The 19417-nt window shown below is 53.3% G+C and carries 19 protein-coding genes and 6 tRNA genes; 8 read left to right on the forward strand and 17 right to left on the reverse strand.

Annotated elements, in window-relative coordinates; all coding sequences use genetic code 11:
- Nucleotides 1–101: 101 nt before the first annotated feature.
- From QP888_RS00455 to QP888_RS00495, 9 genes are all read right to left on the reverse strand, one after another.
- Nucleotides 102–1370, reverse strand: a complete 1269-nt coding sequence (locus tag QP888_RS00455) for a Dyp-type peroxidase (RefSeq protein WP_284811381.1) — start codon at nucleotides 1368–1370, stop codon at nucleotides 102–104.
- 94 nt (nucleotides 1371–1464) lie between these two features.
- On the reverse strand, nucleotides 1465–2094 hold the full coding sequence (locus tag QP888_RS00460) for a copper chaperone PCu(A)C (RefSeq protein ID WP_284811383.1): 630 nt from the start codon (nucleotides 2092–2094) through the stop codon (nucleotides 1465–1467).
- A gap of 29 nt (nucleotides 2095–2123) precedes the next feature.
- Nucleotides 2124–2732 carry a copper resistance CopC family protein gene (locus tag QP888_RS00465; RefSeq protein ID WP_284811385.1) on the reverse strand — a complete coding sequence of 203 codons (609 nt, stop codon included), beginning with the start codon at nucleotides 2730–2732 and terminating at the stop codon, nucleotides 2124–2126.
- Nucleotides 2733–2991: 259 nt separating this feature from the next.
- Nucleotides 2992–3067, reverse strand: a tRNA-Gly gene (locus tag QP888_RS00470).
- Between the two features lie 62 nt (nucleotides 3068–3129).
- Nucleotides 3130–3202, reverse strand: a tRNA-Val gene (locus QP888_RS00475).
- Nucleotides 3203–3233: 31 nt separating this feature from the next.
- Nucleotides 3234–3304 (reverse strand) — tRNA-Cys (locus QP888_RS00480).
- Between the two features lie 44 nt (nucleotides 3305–3348).
- Nucleotides 3349–3421: transfer RNA gene (locus QP888_RS00485), tRNA-Gly, on the reverse strand.
- 30 nt (nucleotides 3422–3451) lie between these two features.
- Nucleotides 3452–3524 (reverse strand) — tRNA-Val (locus QP888_RS00490).
- Nucleotides 3525–3604: 80 nt separating this feature from the next.
- A tRNA-Gly gene (locus QP888_RS00495) sits at nucleotides 3605–3677 on the reverse strand.
- A 134-nt stretch (nucleotides 3678–3811) separates the two neighbouring features.
- On the opposite strand from QP888_RS00495, the gene QP888_RS00500 reads away from it, so the two are divergent.
- The 3 genes from QP888_RS00500 to msrB are packed head-to-tail and all read left to right on the forward strand — an operon-like array spanning nucleotide 3812 to nucleotide 6257.
- Entirely contained in the window at nucleotides 3812–4519 is a 708-nt protein-coding gene (locus QP888_RS00500) for a dihydrofolate reductase family protein (RefSeq protein ID WP_284811387.1), read from the forward strand.
- Between the two features lie 10 nt (nucleotides 4520–4529).
- Nucleotides 4530–5801 (forward strand): glycosyltransferase family 87 protein, encoded by a 1272-nt coding sequence (locus QP888_RS00505; RefSeq protein WP_284811389.1) that lies wholly within the window; start codon nucleotides 4530–4532, stop codon nucleotides 5799–5801.
- A 54-nt stretch (nucleotides 5802–5855) separates the two neighbouring features.
- Entirely contained in the window at nucleotides 5856–6257 is a 402-nt protein-coding gene (msrB, locus tag QP888_RS00510; protein ID WP_284811391.1) for a peptide-methionine (R)-S-oxide reductase MsrB, read from the forward strand.
- Nucleotides 6258–6429: 172 nt separating this feature from the next.
- On the opposite strand, the gene hemQ is transcribed toward msrB, so the two are convergent.
- The gene (gene hemQ / locus QP888_RS00515; RefSeq protein ID WP_284811393.1) at nucleotides 6430–7164 is read right to left on the reverse strand and encodes a hydrogen peroxide-dependent heme synthase; all 735 of its coding nucleotides are present in this window, start codon (nucleotides 7162–7164) and stop codon (nucleotides 6430–6432) included.
- Nucleotides 7165–7361: 197 nt separating this feature from the next.
- Between hemQ and QP888_RS00520 the strand changes: the two genes are divergently transcribed.
- Nucleotides 7362–7994, forward strand: a complete 633-nt coding sequence (locus QP888_RS00520; RefSeq protein ID WP_502869057.1) for a DUF3000 domain-containing protein — start codon at nucleotides 7362–7364, stop codon at nucleotides 7992–7994.
- A 19-nt stretch (nucleotides 7995–8013) separates the two neighbouring features.
- A complete protein-coding gene (locus QP888_RS00525; protein ID WP_284811394.1) occupies nucleotides 8014–9240 on the forward strand; it encodes an HRDC domain-containing protein in 1227 nt (408 codons plus the stop codon).
- Between the two features lie 79 nt (nucleotides 9241–9319).
- Here the strand turns inward: QP888_RS00525 and dxs are convergent, their stop codons facing one another.
- The 4 genes from dxs to dut all read right to left on the reverse strand — a co-directional run bounded on the left by dxs (nucleotide 9320) and on the right by dut (nucleotide 14118).
- Nucleotides 9320–11209: a 1-deoxy-D-xylulose-5-phosphate synthase gene (gene dxs / locus QP888_RS00530; RefSeq protein WP_284811397.1), complete on the reverse strand. Its 1890-nt coding sequence runs from the start codon at nucleotides 11207–11209 to the stop codon at nucleotides 9320–9322.
- Nucleotides 11210–11302: 93 nt separating this feature from the next.
- Nucleotides 11303–12544: a class I SAM-dependent RNA methyltransferase gene (locus QP888_RS00535; protein WP_284811399.1), complete on the reverse strand. Its 1242-nt coding sequence runs from the start codon at nucleotides 12542–12544 to the stop codon at nucleotides 11303–11305.
- Nucleotides 12545–12546: 2 nt separating this feature from the next.
- Nucleotides 12547–13467 (reverse strand): DUF3710 domain-containing protein, encoded by a 921-nt coding sequence (locus QP888_RS00540; protein WP_284811400.1) that lies wholly within the window; start codon nucleotides 13465–13467, stop codon nucleotides 12547–12549.
- Between the two features lie 198 nt (nucleotides 13468–13665).
- A complete protein-coding gene (gene dut / locus QP888_RS00545) occupies nucleotides 13666–14118 on the reverse strand; it encodes a dUTP diphosphatase (protein ID WP_284811402.1) in 453 nt (150 codons plus the stop codon).
- Between the two features lie 127 nt (nucleotides 14119–14245).
- Here dut and QP888_RS00550 point away from each other — a divergent pair, with 127 nt between their 5' ends.
- Complete coding sequence (locus QP888_RS00550; protein WP_284811404.1) at nucleotides 14246–14812, forward strand: DUF3093 domain-containing protein; 567 nt, start codon at nucleotides 14246–14248, stop codon at nucleotides 14810–14812.
- A 66-nt stretch (nucleotides 14813–14878) separates the two neighbouring features.
- On the opposite strand, the gene QP888_RS00555 is transcribed toward QP888_RS00550, so the two are convergent.
- Both QP888_RS00555 and QP888_RS00560 read right to left on the reverse strand, forming a co-directional pair.
- Nucleotides 14879–15169, reverse strand: coding sequence for a DUF4193 domain-containing protein (locus QP888_RS00555; protein WP_284811406.1), 291 nt, complete (start codon nucleotides 15167–15169; stop codon nucleotides 14879–14881).
- A 182-nt stretch (nucleotides 15170–15351) separates the two neighbouring features.
- Nucleotides 15352–16302: an inositol monophosphatase family protein gene (locus QP888_RS00560; protein ID WP_284811408.1), complete on the reverse strand. Its 951-nt coding sequence runs from the start codon at nucleotides 16300–16302 to the stop codon at nucleotides 15352–15354.
- A 17-nt stretch (nucleotides 16303–16319) separates the two neighbouring features.
- On the opposite strand from QP888_RS00560, the gene ppgK reads away from it, so the two are divergent.
- The gene (gene ppgK, locus QP888_RS00565; protein ID WP_284811409.1) at nucleotides 16320–17084 is read left to right on the forward strand and encodes a polyphosphate--glucose phosphotransferase; all 765 of its coding nucleotides are present in this window, start codon (nucleotides 16320–16322) and stop codon (nucleotides 17082–17084) included.
- 225 nt (nucleotides 17085–17309) lie between these two features.
- Nucleotides 17310–18698 carry an RNA polymerase sigma factor gene (locus QP888_RS00570; protein WP_502869058.1) on the forward strand — a complete coding sequence of 463 codons (1389 nt, stop codon included), beginning with the start codon at nucleotides 17310–17312 and terminating at the stop codon, nucleotides 18696–18698.
- Nucleotides 18699–18830: 132 nt separating this feature from the next.
- Here QP888_RS00570 and QP888_RS00575 read toward each other — a convergent pair whose 3' ends face one another.
- A complete protein-coding gene (locus QP888_RS00575) occupies nucleotides 18831–19394 on the reverse strand; it encodes a DUF4190 domain-containing protein (RefSeq protein ID WP_284811413.1) in 564 nt (187 codons plus the stop codon).
- Nucleotides 19395–19417: the final 23 nt, after the last annotated feature.

The following is a 19417-nucleotide window of genomic DNA, read 5'->3' on the forward strand; positions in this document are numbered from 1 at the left end:
ACTTAGCCATTTTAGCGCTTCGGTCTTTCTCCGTTACAGCTAGGCCCGGTAACGCAAAAACCGTATCTTCGACTTCCCTAAGTCAACCTCGAACCAGGCTTTCACGCTTCTAACAACGATTGTCCCCAATATTCATCACGTGCCTGGCCTTCTGCATCAGTTCCAGGGGGAACAGCCCACACCGACGACCCAATATGCGTAATCCATTCGTTAAGGCGGTCGACTTCATCAAGTCGCCTCTGAATGGGAATAAATTGTTCACGCGGGTCCTGCTGGTAGCAAATGAAAATCAGACCAGAGTTCGATAATTGCTCATCGCCGGATTCAGGGGGCAGGTCATAGCTAAATGGCCGACGCAAAAGTTTTTGTTCCGGTTTATCATCTGGATTACGTGCACGCGCCATGTGGCTCGTCGGATCAATAACAGGGAGCCCGAATTTATCGCGAGCGGTGAAATCTGGATCATCATGTTCATCGGTTCCGGTTAACGGCGCCCCAGAATCCAGTTTGCGACCCATCGCATTTTCGCGTGATCCGCGGTCGAGCTTTTCCCACGTATCCAAATTCATCCGGATGCGTCGAATCACCATCGCACTGCCACCATGAATCCAGTTAGGGGCAGACGAATCATGCGGGATAAATACCTGGTTGGCAAATTCTTTTTCGGACCTAGGGTTTACGGTGCCGTCGAATTGCCCGAATAAGTTTCTTGGCGTGGTGCTCCGAGAGCGGGCTCCGTCTGCGTGGCTGAAGCCTTGCTGCAACCACGCAACGTCGACGTAGTCCACGCCGGAGCGAATCATATGTCGCAGAGCGTATGTGGCAGTCAGTGGTTCGTCGGAGCCGATCTGTAATAAGAGGTCTGCTTCACCCCAGTGCGGATCAAGTTCATCTCGGCTAAATTCTGGGATCGGCTCCAACCATTCTGGGCGCTGGTCTTCAGCACCGATGGCGGTAAACAAGCCGGGCCCAAATCCCGCCGTTATGGTTAAATTGCCAGGAACATGCAGCAATTCAGGTTCTAAGGTACCACGCGGTGCGATGCCCGCGGTTAAGCGTCGGGCGTCTTCGGTCCACAATTTCAGCAGTCTCCGAACCCCTTCGCGGTCTACCCCTGCTTTTAGGTCGAACGCGACGAGATTGGCACGTGCCTGTTGCGGTTCCTTAATCCCCGCCTGGTGAGTGCCATCGAATTCCACCACCGCATTTTGCAGCCTGACATCCCCCATTGCTTCAGCGTCGGCGGTGGTGCCGGACCCAGCGTGTGCACTCACCCTAGTCTGCTGGTCTTCGGAACATCCTTGTAACGCGATCGCAGATGCACCGGTACCAAGCCCAGCGAGAAAGTGTCGGCGTGAAAAACCAGCCACGAAACTAGCTCCTTAAAAATATGCCCGTTACCGTTGGCATTGCATGTCCGGCACCACGATTTTCTCTGTAGCGGGCTAGCGAAATCTATCGATATTAGTTGTGTTCGCCGTGATCGTGACCATCGTGCTCGCTGTGGTCGTGGCCCTCGTGATCATGGCCCTCGTGACCTCCGTGGCCCTCGAGGTCACCGTACTCTTCATCACCGGCGCCAATGGTACGAACCGGAACTGGTGCAAGTTCTACTTCACCACCGTCGGCCAATTTCAGGGTAATGGTGATTTCATCACCTGCGGCGATTTCCCCGTCGTAATCCATGATCATAAGGTGATCGTCGCCTGGCTTGAGTTCATGCGATTTTCCAGCGGGGATGCGCAATTCTTCTTCGCGCTCACGCATCGATCCATTCACGACCTCGTGGATTTCGTAGCGTGCCTCCCCCAGGCTCGTCGTGAAGCTCTCGATCACGATATCTTTATCGGAGGTGTTTGTCAGTTCACCAAAGATGGCAGTCATTGGCTCACCAGCTGCTTTTGCCTTGACGACGCCGTCTTCCAGAGTTACTTCCGCGGCGGATGATTCTTTGGACTCGGTCATGGACTCAGAAGCAGAGCTTTCGGTGGTGGTTGCTGTGGCATCTGTGTCTGCATCGTCGCTGGAGCAAGCGGCCAAGGTCAGACCGGTAGTAAGTACGAGTGCGGACAATGATAGGGCTTTGTTTTTCATGGTTTTCTCCTAGTGTTAATTGTCGAATGTTAATTATCGAACCGTTTACGCTTTTGTACTAACAGTGCGATAACCCCGATGGCAGCAGCGATAGCACCGATTGCAATAACGATGCTGGCAGCGCCGATTCCGTCATTGTCTTCCGCGTTTTCTACCGCATCTGAGTTGTCTTCTCCCGCAGAGCCTTTATCATCTGCTTGTGCATCTGCCGACGCGGAGGTAGCGGTTCCGGCGCCGTCTCCAACGCTGAACTCCAGCCCACCGCGGGTAGCATGACCGTCGGATGAGGTGATCTGATAGCCGATAGAGTAGGTGCCATCAGGTGTCTCAAGATTATCAGGAACGTCGACGGTTAGTACCCTGCCATCCAAGTCTGGTTCAGCATCAAAAATGGTCTCGCCATTCGAATCGCTCACCGCGACGGTATTGAAGCCTTCCCTCGGTTCCCCTGAGAACTCGAGCACGATGGAGTCTGGGAATTCTTCTACGACCGAACCGTCTGCAGGGTTACTGTCAACCACTACGTCATGCGCTGACGCTTGTGGCGCAAATGACCACAAGCCAGCCGCGCTCAAAGTAGCTGTCGCCAAGCCAACACCAAAGCGACGTATAGGTGTTCGTTGAGCAGAAGAGCTCATAAAATTCAGCCTCCATGTTGTGAACTGCGTAGTCATGCACTGTTCTACAGGACTAATCGAGTGTTTGACGAGTCCACCGTAGTAGTCGGTAGATCCATAGAAATAGTTCCGACAAGCCTCAAGTTTAACGGTGTAATACCACCCACAGATGACAAGCCCCCGCCCTTGTCACTTATCCACTTTTGTCGTTTAACCCAATCAATAGCATGGACGAACGCCGCCCCTTCCAGCGGAGAGACGGCGTTTCCCGAATAAAATTTGGAGCGGATGACGAGACTCGAACTCGCGACCCTCACCTTGGCAAGGTGATGCGCTACCAGCTGCGCTACATCCGCAAAAGAAAACCACAGGCCCGGTTTCCTTGGGGAACCTCGAAAAGAATTCGGACATTCCCGTGTGCGCGATACTGGACTTGAACCAGTGACCCCTACCGTGTCGAGGTAGTGCTCTACCAACTGAGCTAATCGCGCTGACAATGACGAAAGTCGTCATTGCGACTCGAGGTGGAAACGGGAATCGAACCCGTGTGCACGGTTTTGCAGACCGTTGCCTCACCACTCGGCCATTCCACCGCGGCGATACCGCCTCACAAGGATACCCACAAAGGGGGAACCAGAGCGGATGACGAGACTCGAACTCGCGACCCTCACCTTGGCAAGGTGATGCGCTACCAGCTGCGCTACATCCGCGGGCGAGGGCACCGTGAGATGTGCCCTCTGTGCGCGATACTGGACTTGAACCAGTGACCCCTACCGTGTCGAGGTAGTGCTCTACCAACTGAGCTAATCGCGCTAGATATGGAGTTTTCACTCGGCGTCCGCAACCCTCGGCTGGGATTCAACGGTGTAAATACCAACCAGCGGCGTACGCTGAGCGGATGACGAGACTCGAACTCGCGACCCTCACCTTGGCAAGGTGATGCGCTACCAGCTGCGCTACATCCGCACTCAGTGCTTTGTGCACTGCTTAAGAGACTCTAGCGGCATACTAACCTAAACACCAAATCTCAAGGTGAAAGCCATATTAGCCGGCACGTCATTACACATGTTTGAGTGAATGCTACTGCTATTCTGGTCACTATGGATAACCGGACCAGCCTTGCGCAACTTCTCGGCCCTGAACAACGAAATTCCGACGGATATTGTGTTCGCGCAATCTTTGCAAGCACGATCACTGGTTCTGCGACTATCGATGGCCGCTCGAATGATCTGGGCAACGAGCTCGATACTGAATTATTACTCGCAGCTCGCGAGTGGTCAGACGTGGTCTTGGTCGGTTCAGAAACCGTGCGAGCAGAAAATTATGGTGGTGTCCAACCGACTACCCAGAAACCCTCGCCAGCACACATTGCTGTCATGACGGCGTCAATGAGTTTTGGCGATAATTCCCGTTTCCTCCACGACTACCACGTGCCACATCTATTTTTAGTGCCGGAATCTTCGCTCACCGATCCTCATAAAAAGGAACGAGCGGAGAAATTAACCTTATTTGGCCAGGTCATCGGAGTTGGTGCGGGTTCGGTGGAAGAGTGTATTAAGACCTTGGTAAGTCGAGGCTTTAAGCGCATTTTGTGTGAGGGTGGCCCGTCTATTTTCAGCGGGTTGATCACAGCAAATGCCGTCGACCAATTTTACCTCACACTCCATCCAACGTTGACTTCTACGGTGGAAACTCCCATCACTCGCGGCACTACCGGAACGGTAACAACACAGCAAATGCACTTAGAATCCGTAGAGCACTGTCCGGATAGCACGCTTTTCCTGCGCTATGGCCGTCACCCACGATAGACTCAATGCGATGAATACAGTGGGACTCTCTCAGGTCACCGCCCGCCGCGCACAGGCTTTTTTGTGGCCGCTAGCAATTGTGCTGGGAATACAGCTAGTTATAGTCGACAGCTTGAACGGAGCCGTAACCGACGATTTCACAACAGTCTATTCGGCGCTTCAACGATTCATTGACGGTCAGAACGTTTATGCGCAGGTCTACCACCACACTGACCCACTGTATTTATACAACCCCGGCGCTACTCTGCTTCTAACTCCGCTGGGGTTCATTGAACCCGCAGGACTTGCCCGCGCACTGTTCATCATCGCTAATGTCACCGCGATCGTCGCATCATTGGCAATTCTCACGCGCATTTTTGGTTATTCGCTGCGAGGCCCGGTTTTCCCGTTGTGCATCGCGGTGGCCACGATGACCGAAGCAGTCCGCAATACACTCATTTTCTCCAATATCAACGGCATACTCCTACTCGCACTCACAGCGTATCTTTGGTGCCTGACTCAAAAGCAACCTTGGGCACGCTGGGTGGCCGGAGCAATCATCGGTCTCGCGATCCTGATCAAACCCCAGTTCGCCCCACTGTTATTTTTGCCGCTAGTTATGAGATGGTGGTCTACGATCATCATCGGCATCGTGGTACCTGTCGGACTCAATCTCGCTGCCTGGCCTCTCATTCCAGGCACCCAAGAATACCAGTCAGAACTGATTCCCCATTTACGCCAAACGCGTGATTTCGCGAACTCCTCTTTGCCCGGTCTCGCCGAATATTTCGCCATGCCCGATTGGCTTTATTACCCACTGTGGGTGTTTTTTGCCGGGTTAGCAGGCATCGCGGTGCTCGCCGCGCTGCCACTACGAAAAACTGATCACTTACTCTGGATGGTCACCACCGCCGGAGTGCTCTTCTGCGGTGTTTTCTTCTTGTCCTCATTAGGACAAATGTATTATTCAATGTTGCTTTTCCCAATGATCTTTAGCTGCACGCGGCGGCGAAGTGTATTCCACATCTGGCCATCGTGGTGTGCGGCAATTCTATTTCTATTCCCCCTCAGTTGGACTATGTCATGGACTCCAGACGGGACCGCGCCCATAGGTACATGGATAAATTATTTTTCTGCCACAGCTGGCTGGGGACTGTTGCTCTTGACGACGGCTACTTGTTCGGTGGCGTGGTTGCTGCATGACAGAAAACACAACATCGCAACGCCCAGGGAGCAACATCCCAAGCCGGACACAGGAAGCGATGACTCGTCGAGACAGCGCCACGAAAAAAGACTCCGGTAGAAATGACTAGACTGCCGCGATGAACATCTCGTGCTTAAGCGTAGAATATCGCCCATGACTGATTTTTCTCTGATTGCTGATGACCAATGGCGCGAGCGCCTCAGCGCAGAAGAGTACCGAGTGCTTCGTCAAGGCGGAACCGAGGCTCCACACACTGGTGAATACAACAACACCACCACTGAGGGCATCTATTCTTGCCGCGCGTGCGGCGCAGAATTATTTCGCTCGAACCAAAAATTTGCTTCGCACTGTGGCTGGCCCTCGTTTTTCTCCCCGTTGGCTGGAGATTCCGTTATTGAACGCGAAGATCGCTCGCATGGAATGCTACGTACGGAAGTCCTGTGCGCAAGCTGCCACTCACACCTAGGGCATGTTTTCGCTGGCGAAGGCTACGATACCCCGACGGATCTGCGTTATTGCATTAATTCGGTAGCCATGAAACTCAATGAGTCCTAGGTACTTGAAAACACAGGAGCCTAGTCATACTGCGTATATTGTGTGCATGAGCAGCAGCCATCCATAAATTCAGAAGAGCCTGACGAAAGCAAACAAAACGTGCTAGCAGCGCTAGCACGTTTTCACGGACGTTACCGTCCCGTTGGTTTGATTGCTTTACTCACAGCTAGATCTACGGCAGGATCTGTACTAACTCGGTGAGGTTTTCCACCATGCGGCCGGTGTAGAATGGAAGCTCTTCTCGTACATGCAAACGGGCTTCTGTGTAACGCATGGTGTGCATCAAATCCACGATGCGCCCCAGGTCTTCTGCTTCAAACGACAGCATCCATTCGTAGTCACTGACGACGAACGCAGCGATGGTATTAGCACGCACGTCAGCAAAATCACGCGCTTTCATTCCGTGTTCACGCAGAATACGCGCACGCTTTTCTTCTTCCATGATGTACCAGTCGTACGAACGAATGAACGGATAAACACAGCACCATTTTTCAGGCGCCTCGCCCATGATAAAAGCTGGAAGGTGGCGTTTATTAAATTCCGACGGGCGGTGCACGCCATTTCCTGCCCACACCAACGAGCTTGCCTTACCCAGTGAAGTCTCACGGCGGAATGCAGCGAATGCCGACTGCAATTCCTCGAAGTTTTCCGCGTGCCACCAGATCATGAAATCCGCACCCGCCTTCATCCCGGCGAGATCATAGATTCCGCGAACAGTGATTAGGCCTTCGTCGGCAAGCCTGTCAAAGAATTCTTGTGCCTCAACAGCAATCCGCTCCCGTGAAGCTTTGTCACCAGCCGTAAATCCATCGTTGAGCTTAAACACCGCGTGCTGGCTATAGCGCTGCAGTTTGTTCAACTCGTCGTAATTCAATTCTTGTGGGGACTCTGAATGGGACGCCGCCATGGAAACCTCCTGGGGTGTACAGGTGTAATGTGCAAGTTGTTCGTGACAAGCATTGGTTGTGCACCAATGTTCGTGTTAGACGCACAGCAAAACTCAAGAATTTGCGTTCGTCGGCGATTAACCACGCAATTGGTGATTCTACCGCCAACCTTACCCCACGGCGCGCCTTCACCACTACGCCAAAGCTCAACATTAGGTTGAACGTTGTGAATGACACAGATACGTCGACGAACTCGCAGGGCACCACAGCTTCCAAGCCGGAACGTGGCGTGACGCCACCGGCTTTTAGCGAAGCCGTGGAATCAATGCACCAAGCAAGCCTGCGTCAGGGTATCTCACTCGGAACGATCCGCCCGCCACAGCGTTTGGCGCCTTTTAGCCATGCCATTGGTCTTGAGGTTGAACACCGCTCCACTGAACACACCCCAACAGCCTCTGAAGGCGATGCTTTCGGCCGACTCATCCTTTTGCACGACCCAGGCGCGCAGGAATCCTGGGAGGGTGACATGCGCTTAGTCGCATATATCCAGGCGGACATGGAATCCGCCGTCGCTACCGATCCCCTGTTACCCGATGTTGCGTGGCAATGGCTCAGCGAAGGCCTCGAAGCACACGCCGCCGGTTATACCAACTTAGGCGGCACCGTGACCTCAACGACTTCAGTACGCTTCGGCGAAGTCGGCGGCCCACCTCGCGCATATCAATTAGAAATGCGAGCTTCCTGGACGGCAAACAACAATCAGCTTGCTAGCCACGTTCAATCCTTCGCCGAGGTTCTCGCACACGTCGCTGGTTTGCCGCCCGAAGGCGTGAGTGAACTCCGCCGCTAAACTGCGACACCGCAAAACCATGACTGAATTTCTGCGCCGTCCGGCAGGCGGCATTCCGCCGGTTCTATCGTCTGCGGCCGAATTCCTCGCCGCCGCAGATCGCATTGCAGGCGGCCATGGACCTATTGCCATTGATACTGAGCGAGCCTCTGCGTTTCGTTACGACGACCGAGCTTTCCTAGTTCAGATTAAACGCGCTGGTGCTGGCACATTTTTGTTCGCGCCAGAAGGTCGACGCGCCGAGCTTGGCGCCGCGCTGGCCCCAGTAATCAACAAACTCACCTGGGTCGTGCACGCCGCTGTTTCTGACTTGCCATGCCTTGCTTGGCTTGGGTTGTATCCCGCGCGTCTCATCGATACTGAGTTGGGTGGTCGACTTGCTGGCCTATCGCGTGTGGGGTTAGGAGCCATGTACGAAGATCTGCTTGGTGTACGCGTGGCCAAAGAACATAGTGCACAGAATTGGTCGTCCACCCCACTGCCAAAGTCCTGGCTTGCTTATGCAGCATTAGACGTCGAAGAATTGCTGGAGCTTGCAGACGAAGTTGAGTATCTTCTGCGTTCCCAAGAAAAATGGGAATGGGCATTAGAAGAGTTCGAATACGTGCGCACACAACACCAAGATATCGTGGCACCGGATGCGCGGGAATGGCACGAAGTAAAAGGAATGCGCGGCTTAGAGCGTCCGCGAGAGCTCGCTATTGCCCGGGAAATTTGGACTGTACGCGAAGATATTGCCGCCCAGGACGATATTTCACCTGGCAAAATCCTACCGAATAAGGTGCTCCTCGCGATTGCTAGCCGCAGACCCGCAAACCTTGCGCAACTCAAGCGGGTTCCCGATGCTAAAAATTCCCGCCTAGCACCAAGCACTTGGTTGGATGCTATTCACCGAGCTGAAAACCTCCCTGTCACCGAACTCCCGGTTCCTGGAGAAGGAGAATTGGCTCACTGGCGTAATACTCAAGGCATCAATACCAGGCTGTGGAAAAAGCGCAATGCGGATTCATGGAATACCTGGGAATTAGTTCGCGAAGATCTACGGGAGCTTTCGGATGAGATCGCCGTCCCACATGAGAATCTCGTGAACGCAACCAGCGCGAAAAAAATTACCTGGGATCTCACCGTGACGCATAGCATTCGTACCGAGGATGATTTGGAAGATGCACTGGCGGCAGAAGAGCTACGAGAATGGCAAAAGGATATTATTTGGCCGGTTTTCGCGGAGCTTTTGCTTGAAGACTAACGGCTAGAATTTGACGGTAAAACTAAATTCTCGTCAGGATTGAATGCGCCAAAGGCAACTTGGGACAGCGTAAACCGGCCTACCCGCGCCGGAGCTCACTAATTGCGCCAGAAATGCCCGCGACATCCAGCCCCACTTCAGCTAACAGCTCATTTCGGGAGGCGTGTAACGGGAATACCGCAGGAAAGCCCAGGTGACGCACCGGAGTAGTAATGCCAGCTGCGGAAAGTTCCTCGGCTACCAGCGATCCTATGCCACCGCGCACGATGCCATCTTCCACAGTCAGCACCGCATCGTGATCAGAAGCCAAACTATACAATGATTCCGCTACTGGAGAAACCCATCCTGGATCAACCACAGTGACGTTTCCATGTGCTTTCGCTGCGATAACAGCAGTCTCCACCATCGAGCCGACTGCTATAACAAGAACCGATTTATCCAGCCCAGCTTTTTCCGAACCATCTTCAACGTCACTGTAATGCATGATATCGACGCCGTCGGACAGCGATGCCCAAACTGGGAGCTCCGTCGGTAAGCTTCCTTTCGGGAAGCGAACAATCGTTGGGCCGTCGTCGACAAGCAACGCCTCGTGAAACAGTGTTGCCAGCTGCACCCCGTCGCGCGGTGCGGCGATGCGGATGCCTGGAACGACGCTCGCAACAGAAAGATCCCACACACCATTGTGGCTGGCCCCATCAGAGCCTGTCACACCAGCACGATCAAGAACCAGAGTCACCGGTTGATCCAACAAGGCAACATCGAATAACAACTGGTCAAAAGCCCGGTTCAAAAAAGTGGAATACACTGCTACAACCGGGTGGAAACCAGCCAATGCGAGACCGGATGCAGACGCTACCGCATGTTGTTCGGCGATGCCGACATCAAAAAAGCGCTCTGGAAAACGCTCGGCAAACGGTGCCAGGCCTGTTGGGCCAGCCATGGCAGCGGTAATCGCGACGATATCGGATCGCTCCTCGGCTGCCGCAAGTAATTCTTTCGTAAACACCTGGGTCCAACCAGGTTTCGATTTCGATTTCGGCAAGCCGGTCACCGGATCAATCGCCCCGGTGGAATGCATCTGATCAGCTTCATCATTGACCGCATGCTCATAGCCGTGGCCCTTTTCGGTAACCACATGCACGATGATCGGCCCTTGGTAATTTTTCGCATAACTAAAGGCCTGGTCAAGCGCATCGAAATCGTGCCCGTCAACAGGACCCACATATTTCATGCCGAGTTCTGGAAACATCTCCGTAGGCAAAACGGTATGCCTGACGCCTTCTTTGAATGCATGCAGCGCGTCGAAAGCACGGTTTCCCATCCGGCCCATGGACTTCAACGTCTTTTTGCCGTGCTCCATCAGACCGTCGTAAGGCCCGGAAATACGCAGGTGTGCGAGGTTTTCTGCAAACCCGCCAATGGTTGGCGAATAACTGCGCCCGTTATCGTTGACGACGATAACCACGTTGCGGTCTTTACCCGCTGCGATATTGTTGAGCGCTTCCCAGCACATTCCACCGGTCAGTGCACCATCGCCCACCACGGCCACAACATTATGCTTGCCGCGCCCATCCAGCGCAAAGCCTTTTGATATTCCATCGGCATAAGCCAAAGACGCAGAGGCATGGGAAGATTCGGTCCAGTCATGTTCCGACTCTGCCCGCGAGGTATAACCAGACAAACCTTCTTTTTGCCGCAAAGTCGTAAACCGGTCAGCCCGGCCAGTCACAATTTTGTGAACATAGGACTGATGCGAAGTATCGAAGATGAATGGCTCTTCCGGGGAATCGAAAACTCGGTGCAGTGCAAGCGTCAGTTCCACCACGCCCAGGTTCGGCCCCAAATGACCACCAGTTACTGAGACGTGTTCGATGAGAAAATCGCGAATTTCCTCTGCCAAGGTAGGGAGCTGTTCCGGGGACAGAGCCTTGAGGTCGGCGGGAGTGCGTATTCCGCGAAGAAGGCCCATTGTCTCTACCTCAACTCCTCGTCTCATCTGTAATCGTCAGTAGCTAACGTTTCTATCCTACTTGGTACCCCTACAGAATCTGGAACTAGTGAATTACTCAGAGCTTATAGGTTTTTCCAACAGCGCCAAGACTTCGAAATGATGGGTGCCTGGAAACGCGTTTACCAAAGTAATCTTCTCGACGCGATAGCCGTTATCTACCCAGCTTCGCAGATCGCGTGCACAAGTTGCAGGATCACAACCTATGTGCACAATCCGATGTGGGTTCGCCTGTGCTACTACTTCGATAACGCGTGCGCCAGCACCTTTCCGTGGCGGATCAAGGACCACCGCATCGGGTGAATCCATTTGCGCTACTGCTTTTTCCACCTGCATCTTGTGCATCTCAACCCTCAAATCTGAGAGTGCAGGTTGGGTTTGTTCCATCGCGGCGGCGGAAGTATCCACACTATGTATCACGCTTGCCGACGGATCCTGTGGCTGTAATGCGCGCGCAATCGCCGAGATAAACAGTCCTACCCCGCCATACAGGTCCCAGCCGGTTCCCCCGTCTGTGTGCTGTGTACCGGACAACCAATCAGTGATCATCCTGGAATACTGTTGTGGTGCCCCGATGTGTGCTTGCCAAAAAGCGGTGACTGGAAAATGGAAAGTATTTCCGTCGACGGTTTCCGTAACGGTCCCGCTTCCTTCTAATACCTTTTCGATTTTCTCCGTGCGTTTACCCCTGCCAGATTTGCGGGATTCTACGACGTGTCGTGTGCCTGTTGAATCCATGGCCACGATCACTTCTGCCCCAGGCCGAAAATGCCGAGCATCGGGACCGACAATATTGTCGGCTAGGCCGTCGACGAGCTGGATACATACATGGTTGGTTACCAATTCATGGCTGTTTTTCTTGCGTAGTCCGGCCCGACCGTTGTCGTCGACGCCAAACCGAACGCGAGTACGCCAACCGCGTTGGGGAGCAAGATCAACGGTGGCTACTTCCGGCAGTTGGGTGGTATCCAGTTTCCCAATCCGCTGAAGCTGATCTAGAAGAACCGATCGCTTAAGTTCTGCTTCCTGTGCGTAGTCAAGGGTGGAAAAATCACAGCATCCGGCCCCGGCAGCTGCTGCAGGGCACCGTGGCGCAGTGCGATAATCGCTAGGCTCGATGATTGACGTAACTTCACCGGCGATGAAAGATTTCTTTTCCTTGGTGATCTGCACCTGCACCCGATCACCGGGGTAAGTGGAGCCAACAAAGACCACTCGTCCGTCGTCAGCGGTTCCAATTCCAACACCGCCGTGACCCATCCGCTCGATGGTCAGTTCAAGATTAGATGCAGCCACTGCTATCGCTGTTCCTCTATGCTATCTGGGGTTACTGGATGTGTGCTATCCGGGCTTGCTGCGCTTTGATCGTTGCTTGTCGGTTGCCCGGCTGCATCCCGTAGCGCTTGTTTCGCTTCATCTACTCGTGGAGATTGCTGCTGGCTTTGTGCTTGACGTTGCTGCATCGCTTGTTGGATCTGCTGCATCAAACTGGAAGGCATCGTGACTGGCAAAGAATTTCCTGCCAGAATTGGTTTATCGCCGCGGTACACGAAAGTCCGCGCAATCACCTCACGTGCAAGTTCCGCTAATTGCTCAGCCCGTTGCGCTGGGCCTGCCAGGGTGACGCGTAGCATCCAGCGGGGCTTTTCTGCACCGATGACCCGGGTGACGGCCTGTTTATTCTCACCGACGACTTCCCTTCCCCACGGGCCTTGCTCAAAACGCACTTCGGCGCCACTTTGCGCCATACTTTCAGCAATCTCGTCAGCGGCTTCCTCCCATTGGCCCGCAGACGACGGTGCTGCGAACGCAATCGGGGTCAACCTGCCATAGTGGGTCACCAAGTGCAGCATCTTGGGTCCTTTTTCGCCCATTTCAACTTGCACCTGGGAGTCTTTTGGCACAGCAAATTTGACTGATCCTAAGTCAAGCAGCCCCGAAGAAAAATCGCCGAAATCGAATTCGTTGATATCGACGGTATCCCCATCGAATGGTCCGGTTTCTCCGGGCGTACTGGTATCGCCAGGCACAGATGGTATTAGTGATCCTTCCTGCACCTCATTGTTCTCGGCTGACGGATCATCAGAAATATTGTTCTCAGCAACATCTGCAGCTTCGGTTACACCGGTTGCGTCGATCGCTTCGTCGTTACTTACGTCGTTTGATGCCTCGTCAGCCTTCGCTGTCTTTTTCTTCTTGGAAAAACCCCACAATGCCATGCTGAGTATCGTCCTTTCCCGCAGCGGGCTCGCCGCTACATATCATTGACATCGTCACTATCATCAGTCGCTATCATCATGACTGTTAATGCGACCGCCACAGCTAGTACGACCGCCACGGTCACGGCTTAAGACAATGCGCAATGACTTTAGTGTCTTTGGTGTAATGATTCCTCTGGTGTAGTTTTGTTTGCTTCGCTAGTGCGTACCAGTAGAGCCGTAACCAGCGGTTCCGCGTTCTGTCTCAGCGAGTTCGGTAGTTTCAACAAAGTCAACTAACTCCACGCGTTGAATCACCAATTGCGCAATCCGCATTCCCCGGGTGATGTCAATCGAGTTTTCGGGGTCATGGTTAATCAAACAAACTTTGATTTCTCCGCGATATTGCGCGTCGATAGTGCCCGGTGTATTCACAACGCTAAGGCCGTGCTTTGCAGCAAGCCCTGAACGGGGGTGAACCAGCCCGACGGTACCTTCCGGCAACGCGATGGCAATACCAGTCCCGACGAGAGCTCGTTGCCCAGGAGCTAGACTAATATCTTCCGTAGCGCACAAATCTGCTCCGGCATCCCCAGGGTGTGCCCGAACAGGCAGCGGTATTTCGGGGTCTAATCGTCGAACTTGGATCTGGCTAAATTGAGATACGCTCATGTACTGCAAGGTTACCCGTCACTGGTCTCCATGTCGCAGTTGGTCTTGGTTGGCCTGAATTATTCTGGGGTGGTTACCGGTGACCTGGAGTGGTCGTGGCGTCTTCTCGGGAACTACCATGGCCGTTATGAGCTCATCTGCCAATTCAGCTGACACTGCTAATTCACAAGCTCCACACCCTACCGCCAACTCTGCTCCAGCCCCCGAAGTGCTGTATCAAGAGCGTCAATGGGTCCCTTGGCACTGGTGGCTGATTGCCCTAGTTGCGGTTGTGATCGGCACCGGCCAGCTAGCGCTGAACCGAAATCTCTGGTGGTTCGCAATACCTTTTCTGGTTGTCGCTGCATTGGCAACCTGGGTGCTGATCCACCTATCTTCCACCGTCATCCGCGTCGAACGTGATTCCGATGGGACGAGGTGGCTCGTAGCCGGTTCGGCACAGTTGCCCTCGGACGTCGTCAGCCGTAGCTTGGCTGTCCCAAAAAGTGCGAAACGGAATGCCATGGGTCCACAACTTGATCCAGCCGCCTTCTTGGTGACACACAGTTGGGTTCCGCATCTCGTGATGTTGGTGCTTGACGACCCCGATGACCCCACCCCATATTGGTTGGTCAGCGCAAAAAAACCGCGCGCTATTTTAGAAGCGTTCGTCCCGGACCAAGCTGCACAGGCCACAAGTCCGATGGCTGATTAGCAGCATTCTGCTGCAGTTGTGCCAGGCCGCGACTGAGCGCAACCTGGATTTGCACGCGATGAAGAGTTACGCGCAGTCGAGGCAAATCTTTAGCCCGTCTTCTTCATGTGAAAAACGATTTTTGCGTTGAACCAAAAAGCAGCTATCACATGTAAATTCGTCGGCTTGTCGTGGCACAACTTTCACGTTGAGTTCTTCACCTGAAACATCAACTGTTGGCGGCTCGAAGGGCTCAACGATGTCCCCGTCTTCATCCATCGGGTCGGAATCGCTCTCCGCAGCCTTGAGCCCTTCCAACGAATCTGCTTCCAATTCGTCTTCTGGGCGAGTGCGGGCCGCATCGTAGTCTGTAGCCATTATCCACGTCCTATTGAGTGATTGATTAATGTCGAAACCGGGTATTCGAGCACTCAGGCCTTGATGGTTAGAGCCTTGTGATCGACTACTCGACGGTTTTCTCAATGTATGTGCGTCGGATACTAAGCTAAAATAATTACATTGTCATATTTCCTGCTCATCTACGCTTTTTAGCAGGATATCTAATCATCAGTTGTAGTCGGAAGCGCCTCTAATGCCCCTGCTGCGTGCAGCTCATCGTGCATGCGTTCTGCCAACCCAGGCGCATAGGCAGCAAGAACTTCACCCTGGCTGCCTTCAGTAGCAAACTCTGGGGCGTGCACAACAGCCCCAGCTTCTGCGGCAATCAACATGCCTGCTGCATAATCCCATTTGTTTAAGGCTGCCTCATAGAACACATCGACCTGTCCACAAGCCACCCGACACAAGTCGAGGGCTGCCGAACCCATACGCCGGATATCGCGTACACGACCCAACAGCTTGGTTAAAACTTTGGCTTGGCGCACACGCCTACTGCTTTCATAGGAAAACCCCGTTGCTACCAACGCAAGTGAGGGATCTGAAACAGTATTGGCCTGTAAAAGTTCAACTTCCCCAGTTACATCCTGTCTAGTCGCTCCACCTCCGAGGTGTGCAGAATACATTTGTTGACGCTCGACGTTATACACCGCACCAGCTACAGGTATGCCGTTCCATACCGCTGCCACGGAAACCGAATACTCTGGAATACCGTACAAAAAATTCACGGTGCCGTCGATGGGATCAATAATCCATTCAATCCCAGTGGTCCCGGTATATCCCGCACCTTCTTCGCCAACCATGCCATCGGCAGGTCGAAGTTGCTGCAGCTTGCCGACGAGCGCGGCCTCGGTGGCTTTGTCAACTGCGGTGACAGGATCAACTGCGCTACTTTTTGTTTCTACGGTCTGTGCAATCGCAGTAGAACTTCCAATTTCCTCACTACGGCACGTAATTACTGATCCGCCGAGCCTCGCTAACTCGATTGCAATCTCTCGTAGCTGTTCTGCGGTTTGCACTCGGTGTTGCTGACAGAAATCTGCGAAGGAAGCAAGCACTGAATTACGTTGAGTCGCACCGGTAGTCATACCCTCACCGTACTCGTTACTTATCATGCGCTAATCTGTCACCCATGTGCGAACAGCAACTCGGTTTTGGCATCGATATCGGAGGCTCTGGAACAAAAGGTGCCTTGGTTAATTTGCATACTGGCGAATTTATCGGTGAACGAATTAAGTACGAGACCCCCAAACCAGCGACCCCTGTAGCAGTCGCTGCGACCGTAGCAAGGATCATTGGCCAGGCAGACTGGGATGGTCCCGTGGGGATCGCTTTGCCCGGTGTCGTTCGCGGATCGTCTATGCTTACTGCCGCTAATATCGACCCATCCTGGTTGCATGCAAATATTCACAATGTTTTCCGTGCGGAACTGGGTGACCGCGCAATCACTTTCCTCAATGACGCCGACGCCGCAGGATTGGCAGAAGTCGCATACGGAAACCCACAAGCGCAATCGGGTTCAGTCATCTTTTTAACGATTGGCACAGGCATCGGCTCTGCTTTCTTGGTCGAGGGCAAACTATTTCCTAACACAGAGCTTGGTCACCTTCTCATTGGCAACGAAGAAGCCGAAAAAATCGCTTCCTCCGGGGTAAAAAAATCGCTTGGTTTAAGTTTTGATGACTGGGCACCGAGATTGGAAAAGGTTCTCCGCGAATACGAGCGACTATTCAACCCTGCCGCTTTTGTGATCGGTGGAGGAATTTCGCGCAAATCCACTCGTTGGCTACCGCTACTGCAACTTTCCACCCCAATCATACCTGCAACACTGTTAAACCGTGCGGGTATCGTAGGCGCAGCGCTCGCCGCTCATTCACCCGAGTATGTTGCCGGTTAACCCAAAGTTCTGCCCTGCACAGCCCTGAACACACACAAAACATTGATCGTCCGTTATACTGGGCGCTCATTCCAGACAATCAACCAACTTCATGATGCGCATTAAACACGGTGATGCTGAAATGATTGTGACATGTCACTGCGAACACGAGATTCTTGCAGGTGTGACAAGTCAGTCATTTCAGCAGCCACAACCCAATGCGCACATAGGTAGGCTTGTTCATTGATGTCAGTACAATTCGGCGAAAGGGCGTACGTGTCAGCCACTGAATCTTCCGATCAGCCTCTCAACGAGAGCACACCAAGCTCTGCGCGTGCACGTGGCGCGAAGGCAGCTTCTAGGAAGTCAACCAGCAAGTCTGCGTCGAAGTCTGCTCAGACCAAGACCGGCAAAGCTTCGCAAACCAGTGTCTCCATCGAGCCCGAAGAAATTCCTGCGGCCACAGCACCAGTCACTGATCCGGTGCTGGATGAACCCATTGACGGGACCGATGATGATCCCGATGTTGAGTCAGACCTCGACGACGCCGGCGCATTCGACGACGAGCCTCTTGACGAACAAGAAGCGGCGGAACCAGAACTCGGCGAAGAAGACGAAGAAGACGCTGGCAATTCTGTTTGGGACGAGGATGAATCCGCGGCACTGCGCCAAGCGCGCAAAGATGCTGAACTTACTGCATCAGCAGACTCTGTACGGGCATATTTAAAGCAAATCGGTAAGGTCGCTCTGCTTAATGCGGAGCAAGAGGTTTCTCTCGCAGAACGCATCGAAGCTGGCCTTTATGCGCAGTTCCGTATCGAAGAAATGTCGAAAGCACTCGAAGCTGGAGACAAGCAGGCCAAGCTCTCTCCTGCCCTGAAACGCGATCTGCGCTCGATCGCCCGCGATGGGCGCAAGGCCAAGAACCACTTGCTGGAAGCAAACCTTCGCTTGGTGGTCTCTCTAGCAAAGCGTTATACCGGTCGTGGTATGGCCTTTCTGGATTTGATCCAGGAAGGAAACTTGGGCTTGATCCGTGCTGTCGAGAAATTCGACTATACAAAGGGCTACAAGTTTTCTACCTACGCCACGTGGTGGATTCGCCAAGCCATCACTCGAGCGATGGCAGACCAGGCCCGCACCATTCGTATTCCGGTGCATATGGTTGAGGTCATCAACAAATTAGGCCGGATTCAGCGCGAATTGTTACAAGACCTAGGACGCGAACCTACGCCGCAGGAGTTGGCAAAGGAAATGGACATCACCGAGGAAAAGGTGATGGAAATCCAGCAATACGCTCGCGAGCCAATTTCACTGGACCAGACCATCGGTGATGAGGGCGATAGCCAGCTTGGAGACTTCATTGAGGATTCCGAAGCTGTCATTGCCGTTGACGCGGTCTCATTCACGCTGTTGCAAGATCAGCTGCAAGACGTTCTGACGACGTTGTCGGAACGTGAGGCCGGCGTCGTCCGCCTTCGTTTTGGTTTAACCGACGGTATGCCTCGTACACTGGATGAAATCGGTCAAGTTTACGGCGTCACCCGTGAACGCATCCGGCAAATCGAATCGAAGACTATGTCGAAATTGCGCCACCCTTCGCGCTCCCAGGTGCTCCGCGACTACTTAGATTAAGCCCCCTCCCAATTCGGGAACAAACCGCTATCTAGCCACCTTCGGCCATACCGTAGAAAAACAGAAATCCTCACCCAACGGCTTTGTGGGTGAGGATTTCTGTGTATGACGAGTGAAACTCAGTGAAAGAGTTTATCCCTCAACGTTTTGTTCTTGCATGGCATCATCGACGCACTCTTGCAACGCGGCTTCGTTGTCTCCGTGTTGTTCATAGCAATCAATAAAGCCTATGTCGTCGAGTAGCCTGAACCCGAAGATCACAAGTGCTATACCCACGACAATGGACAAGATAGACGTCACTAAGCCGACTACTGACATCACGGTTCTGCGATTTTCGGTACGCCGCTTGCGCCCCACCACCAAGCTGACGATGGACAGCACGATGCCGATGATTCCGAGCAGCGAACCCAGCAAGAATATTGAGCCAATCAGCGACAGGATACCGATGCCCAACGCCCACGGAGCCACCGGGTTTTTGGATTCATTCAGTGCCTCGAAGCCGCCAGACTGCCCAGCCTCATATCCGCCCGCGTAATAGGCATTACCTGCCTGGTTTTGTCCAGCTTCTTGGCCACCTGCGGAAAAATCATAGCCGTCACTGTGACCATACTGACCGTACTGGGAGTATTGGCCTGTATCATCACCCGATTGTTGCGAATTATCATCGAAATGGTCTGGATTATTGGGGGTAGACATGCCTTTCGCTATCCCTTCATGTA

Origin of the sequence: Corynebacterium sp. MSK297 (assembly GCF_030232885.1) — a bacterium.
Lineage (GTDB): Bacteria > Actinomycetota > Actinomycetes > Mycobacteriales > Mycobacteriaceae > Corynebacterium.

What these genes read in the sequence shown, in the direction of transcription:
- QP888_RS00460 (WP_284811383.1), bottom strand. Translation starts at nt 2,094, where the DNA reads ATGAAAAACAAAGCCCTATCATTGTCCGCACTCGTACTTACTACCGGT.
- QP888_RS00465 (WP_284811385.1), bottom strand. Translation starts at nt 2,732, where the DNA reads ATGAGCTCTTCTGCTCAACGAACACCTATACGTCGCTTTGGTGTTGGC.
- QP888_RS00500 (WP_284811387.1), top strand. Translation starts at nt 3,812, where the DNA reads ATGGATAACCGGACCAGCCTTGCGCAACTTCTCGGCCCTGAACAACGA.
- QP888_RS00505 (WP_284811389.1), top strand. Translation starts at nt 4,530, where the DNA reads ATGAATACAGTGGGACTCTCTCAGGTCACCGCCCGCCGCGCACAGGCT.
- msrB (WP_284811391.1), top strand. Translation starts at nt 5,856, where the DNA reads ATGACTGATTTTTCTCTGATTGCTGATGACCAATGGCGCGAGCGCCTC.
- hemQ (WP_284811393.1), bottom strand. Translation starts at nt 7,164, where the DNA reads ATGGCGGCGTCCCATTCAGAGTCCCCACAAGAATTGAATTACGACGAG.
- QP888_RS00525 (WP_284811394.1), top strand. Translation starts at nt 8,014, where the DNA reads ATGACTGAATTTCTGCGCCGTCCGGCAGGCGGCATTCCGCCGGTTCTA.
- dxs (WP_284811397.1), bottom strand. Translation starts at nt 11,209, where the DNA reads ATGGGCCTTCTTCGCGGAATACGCACTCCCGCCGACCTCAAGGCTCTG.
- QP888_RS00540 (WP_284811400.1), bottom strand. Translation starts at nt 13,467, where the DNA reads ATGGCATTGTGGGGTTTTTCCAAGAAGAAAAAGACAGCGAAGGCTGAC.
- dut (WP_284811402.1), bottom strand. Translation starts at nt 14,118, where the DNA reads ATGAGCGTATCTCAATTTAGCCAGATCCAAGTTCGACGATTAGACCCC.
- QP888_RS00550 (WP_284811404.1), top strand. Translation starts at nt 14,246, where the DNA reads ATGAGCTCATCTGCCAATTCAGCTGACACTGCTAATTCACAAGCTCCA.
- QP888_RS00555 (WP_284811406.1), bottom strand. Translation starts at nt 15,169, where the DNA reads ATGGCTACAGACTACGATGCGGCCCGCACTCGCCCAGAAGACGAATTG.
- QP888_RS00560 (WP_284811408.1), bottom strand. Translation starts at nt 16,302, where the DNA reads ATGATAAGTAACGAGTACGGTGAGGGTATGACTACCGGTGCGACTCAA.
- ppgK (WP_284811409.1), top strand. Translation starts at nt 16,320, where the DNA reads ATGTGCGAACAGCAACTCGGTTTTGGCATCGATATCGGAGGCTCTGGA.
- QP888_RS00570 (WP_502869058.1), top strand. Translation starts at nt 17,310, where the DNA reads ATGTCAGTACAATTCGGCGAAAGGGCGTACGTGTCAGCCACTGAATCT.
- QP888_RS00575 (WP_284811413.1), bottom strand. Translation starts at nt 19,394, where the DNA reads ATGTCTACCCCCAATAATCCAGACCATTTCGATGATAATTCGCAACAA.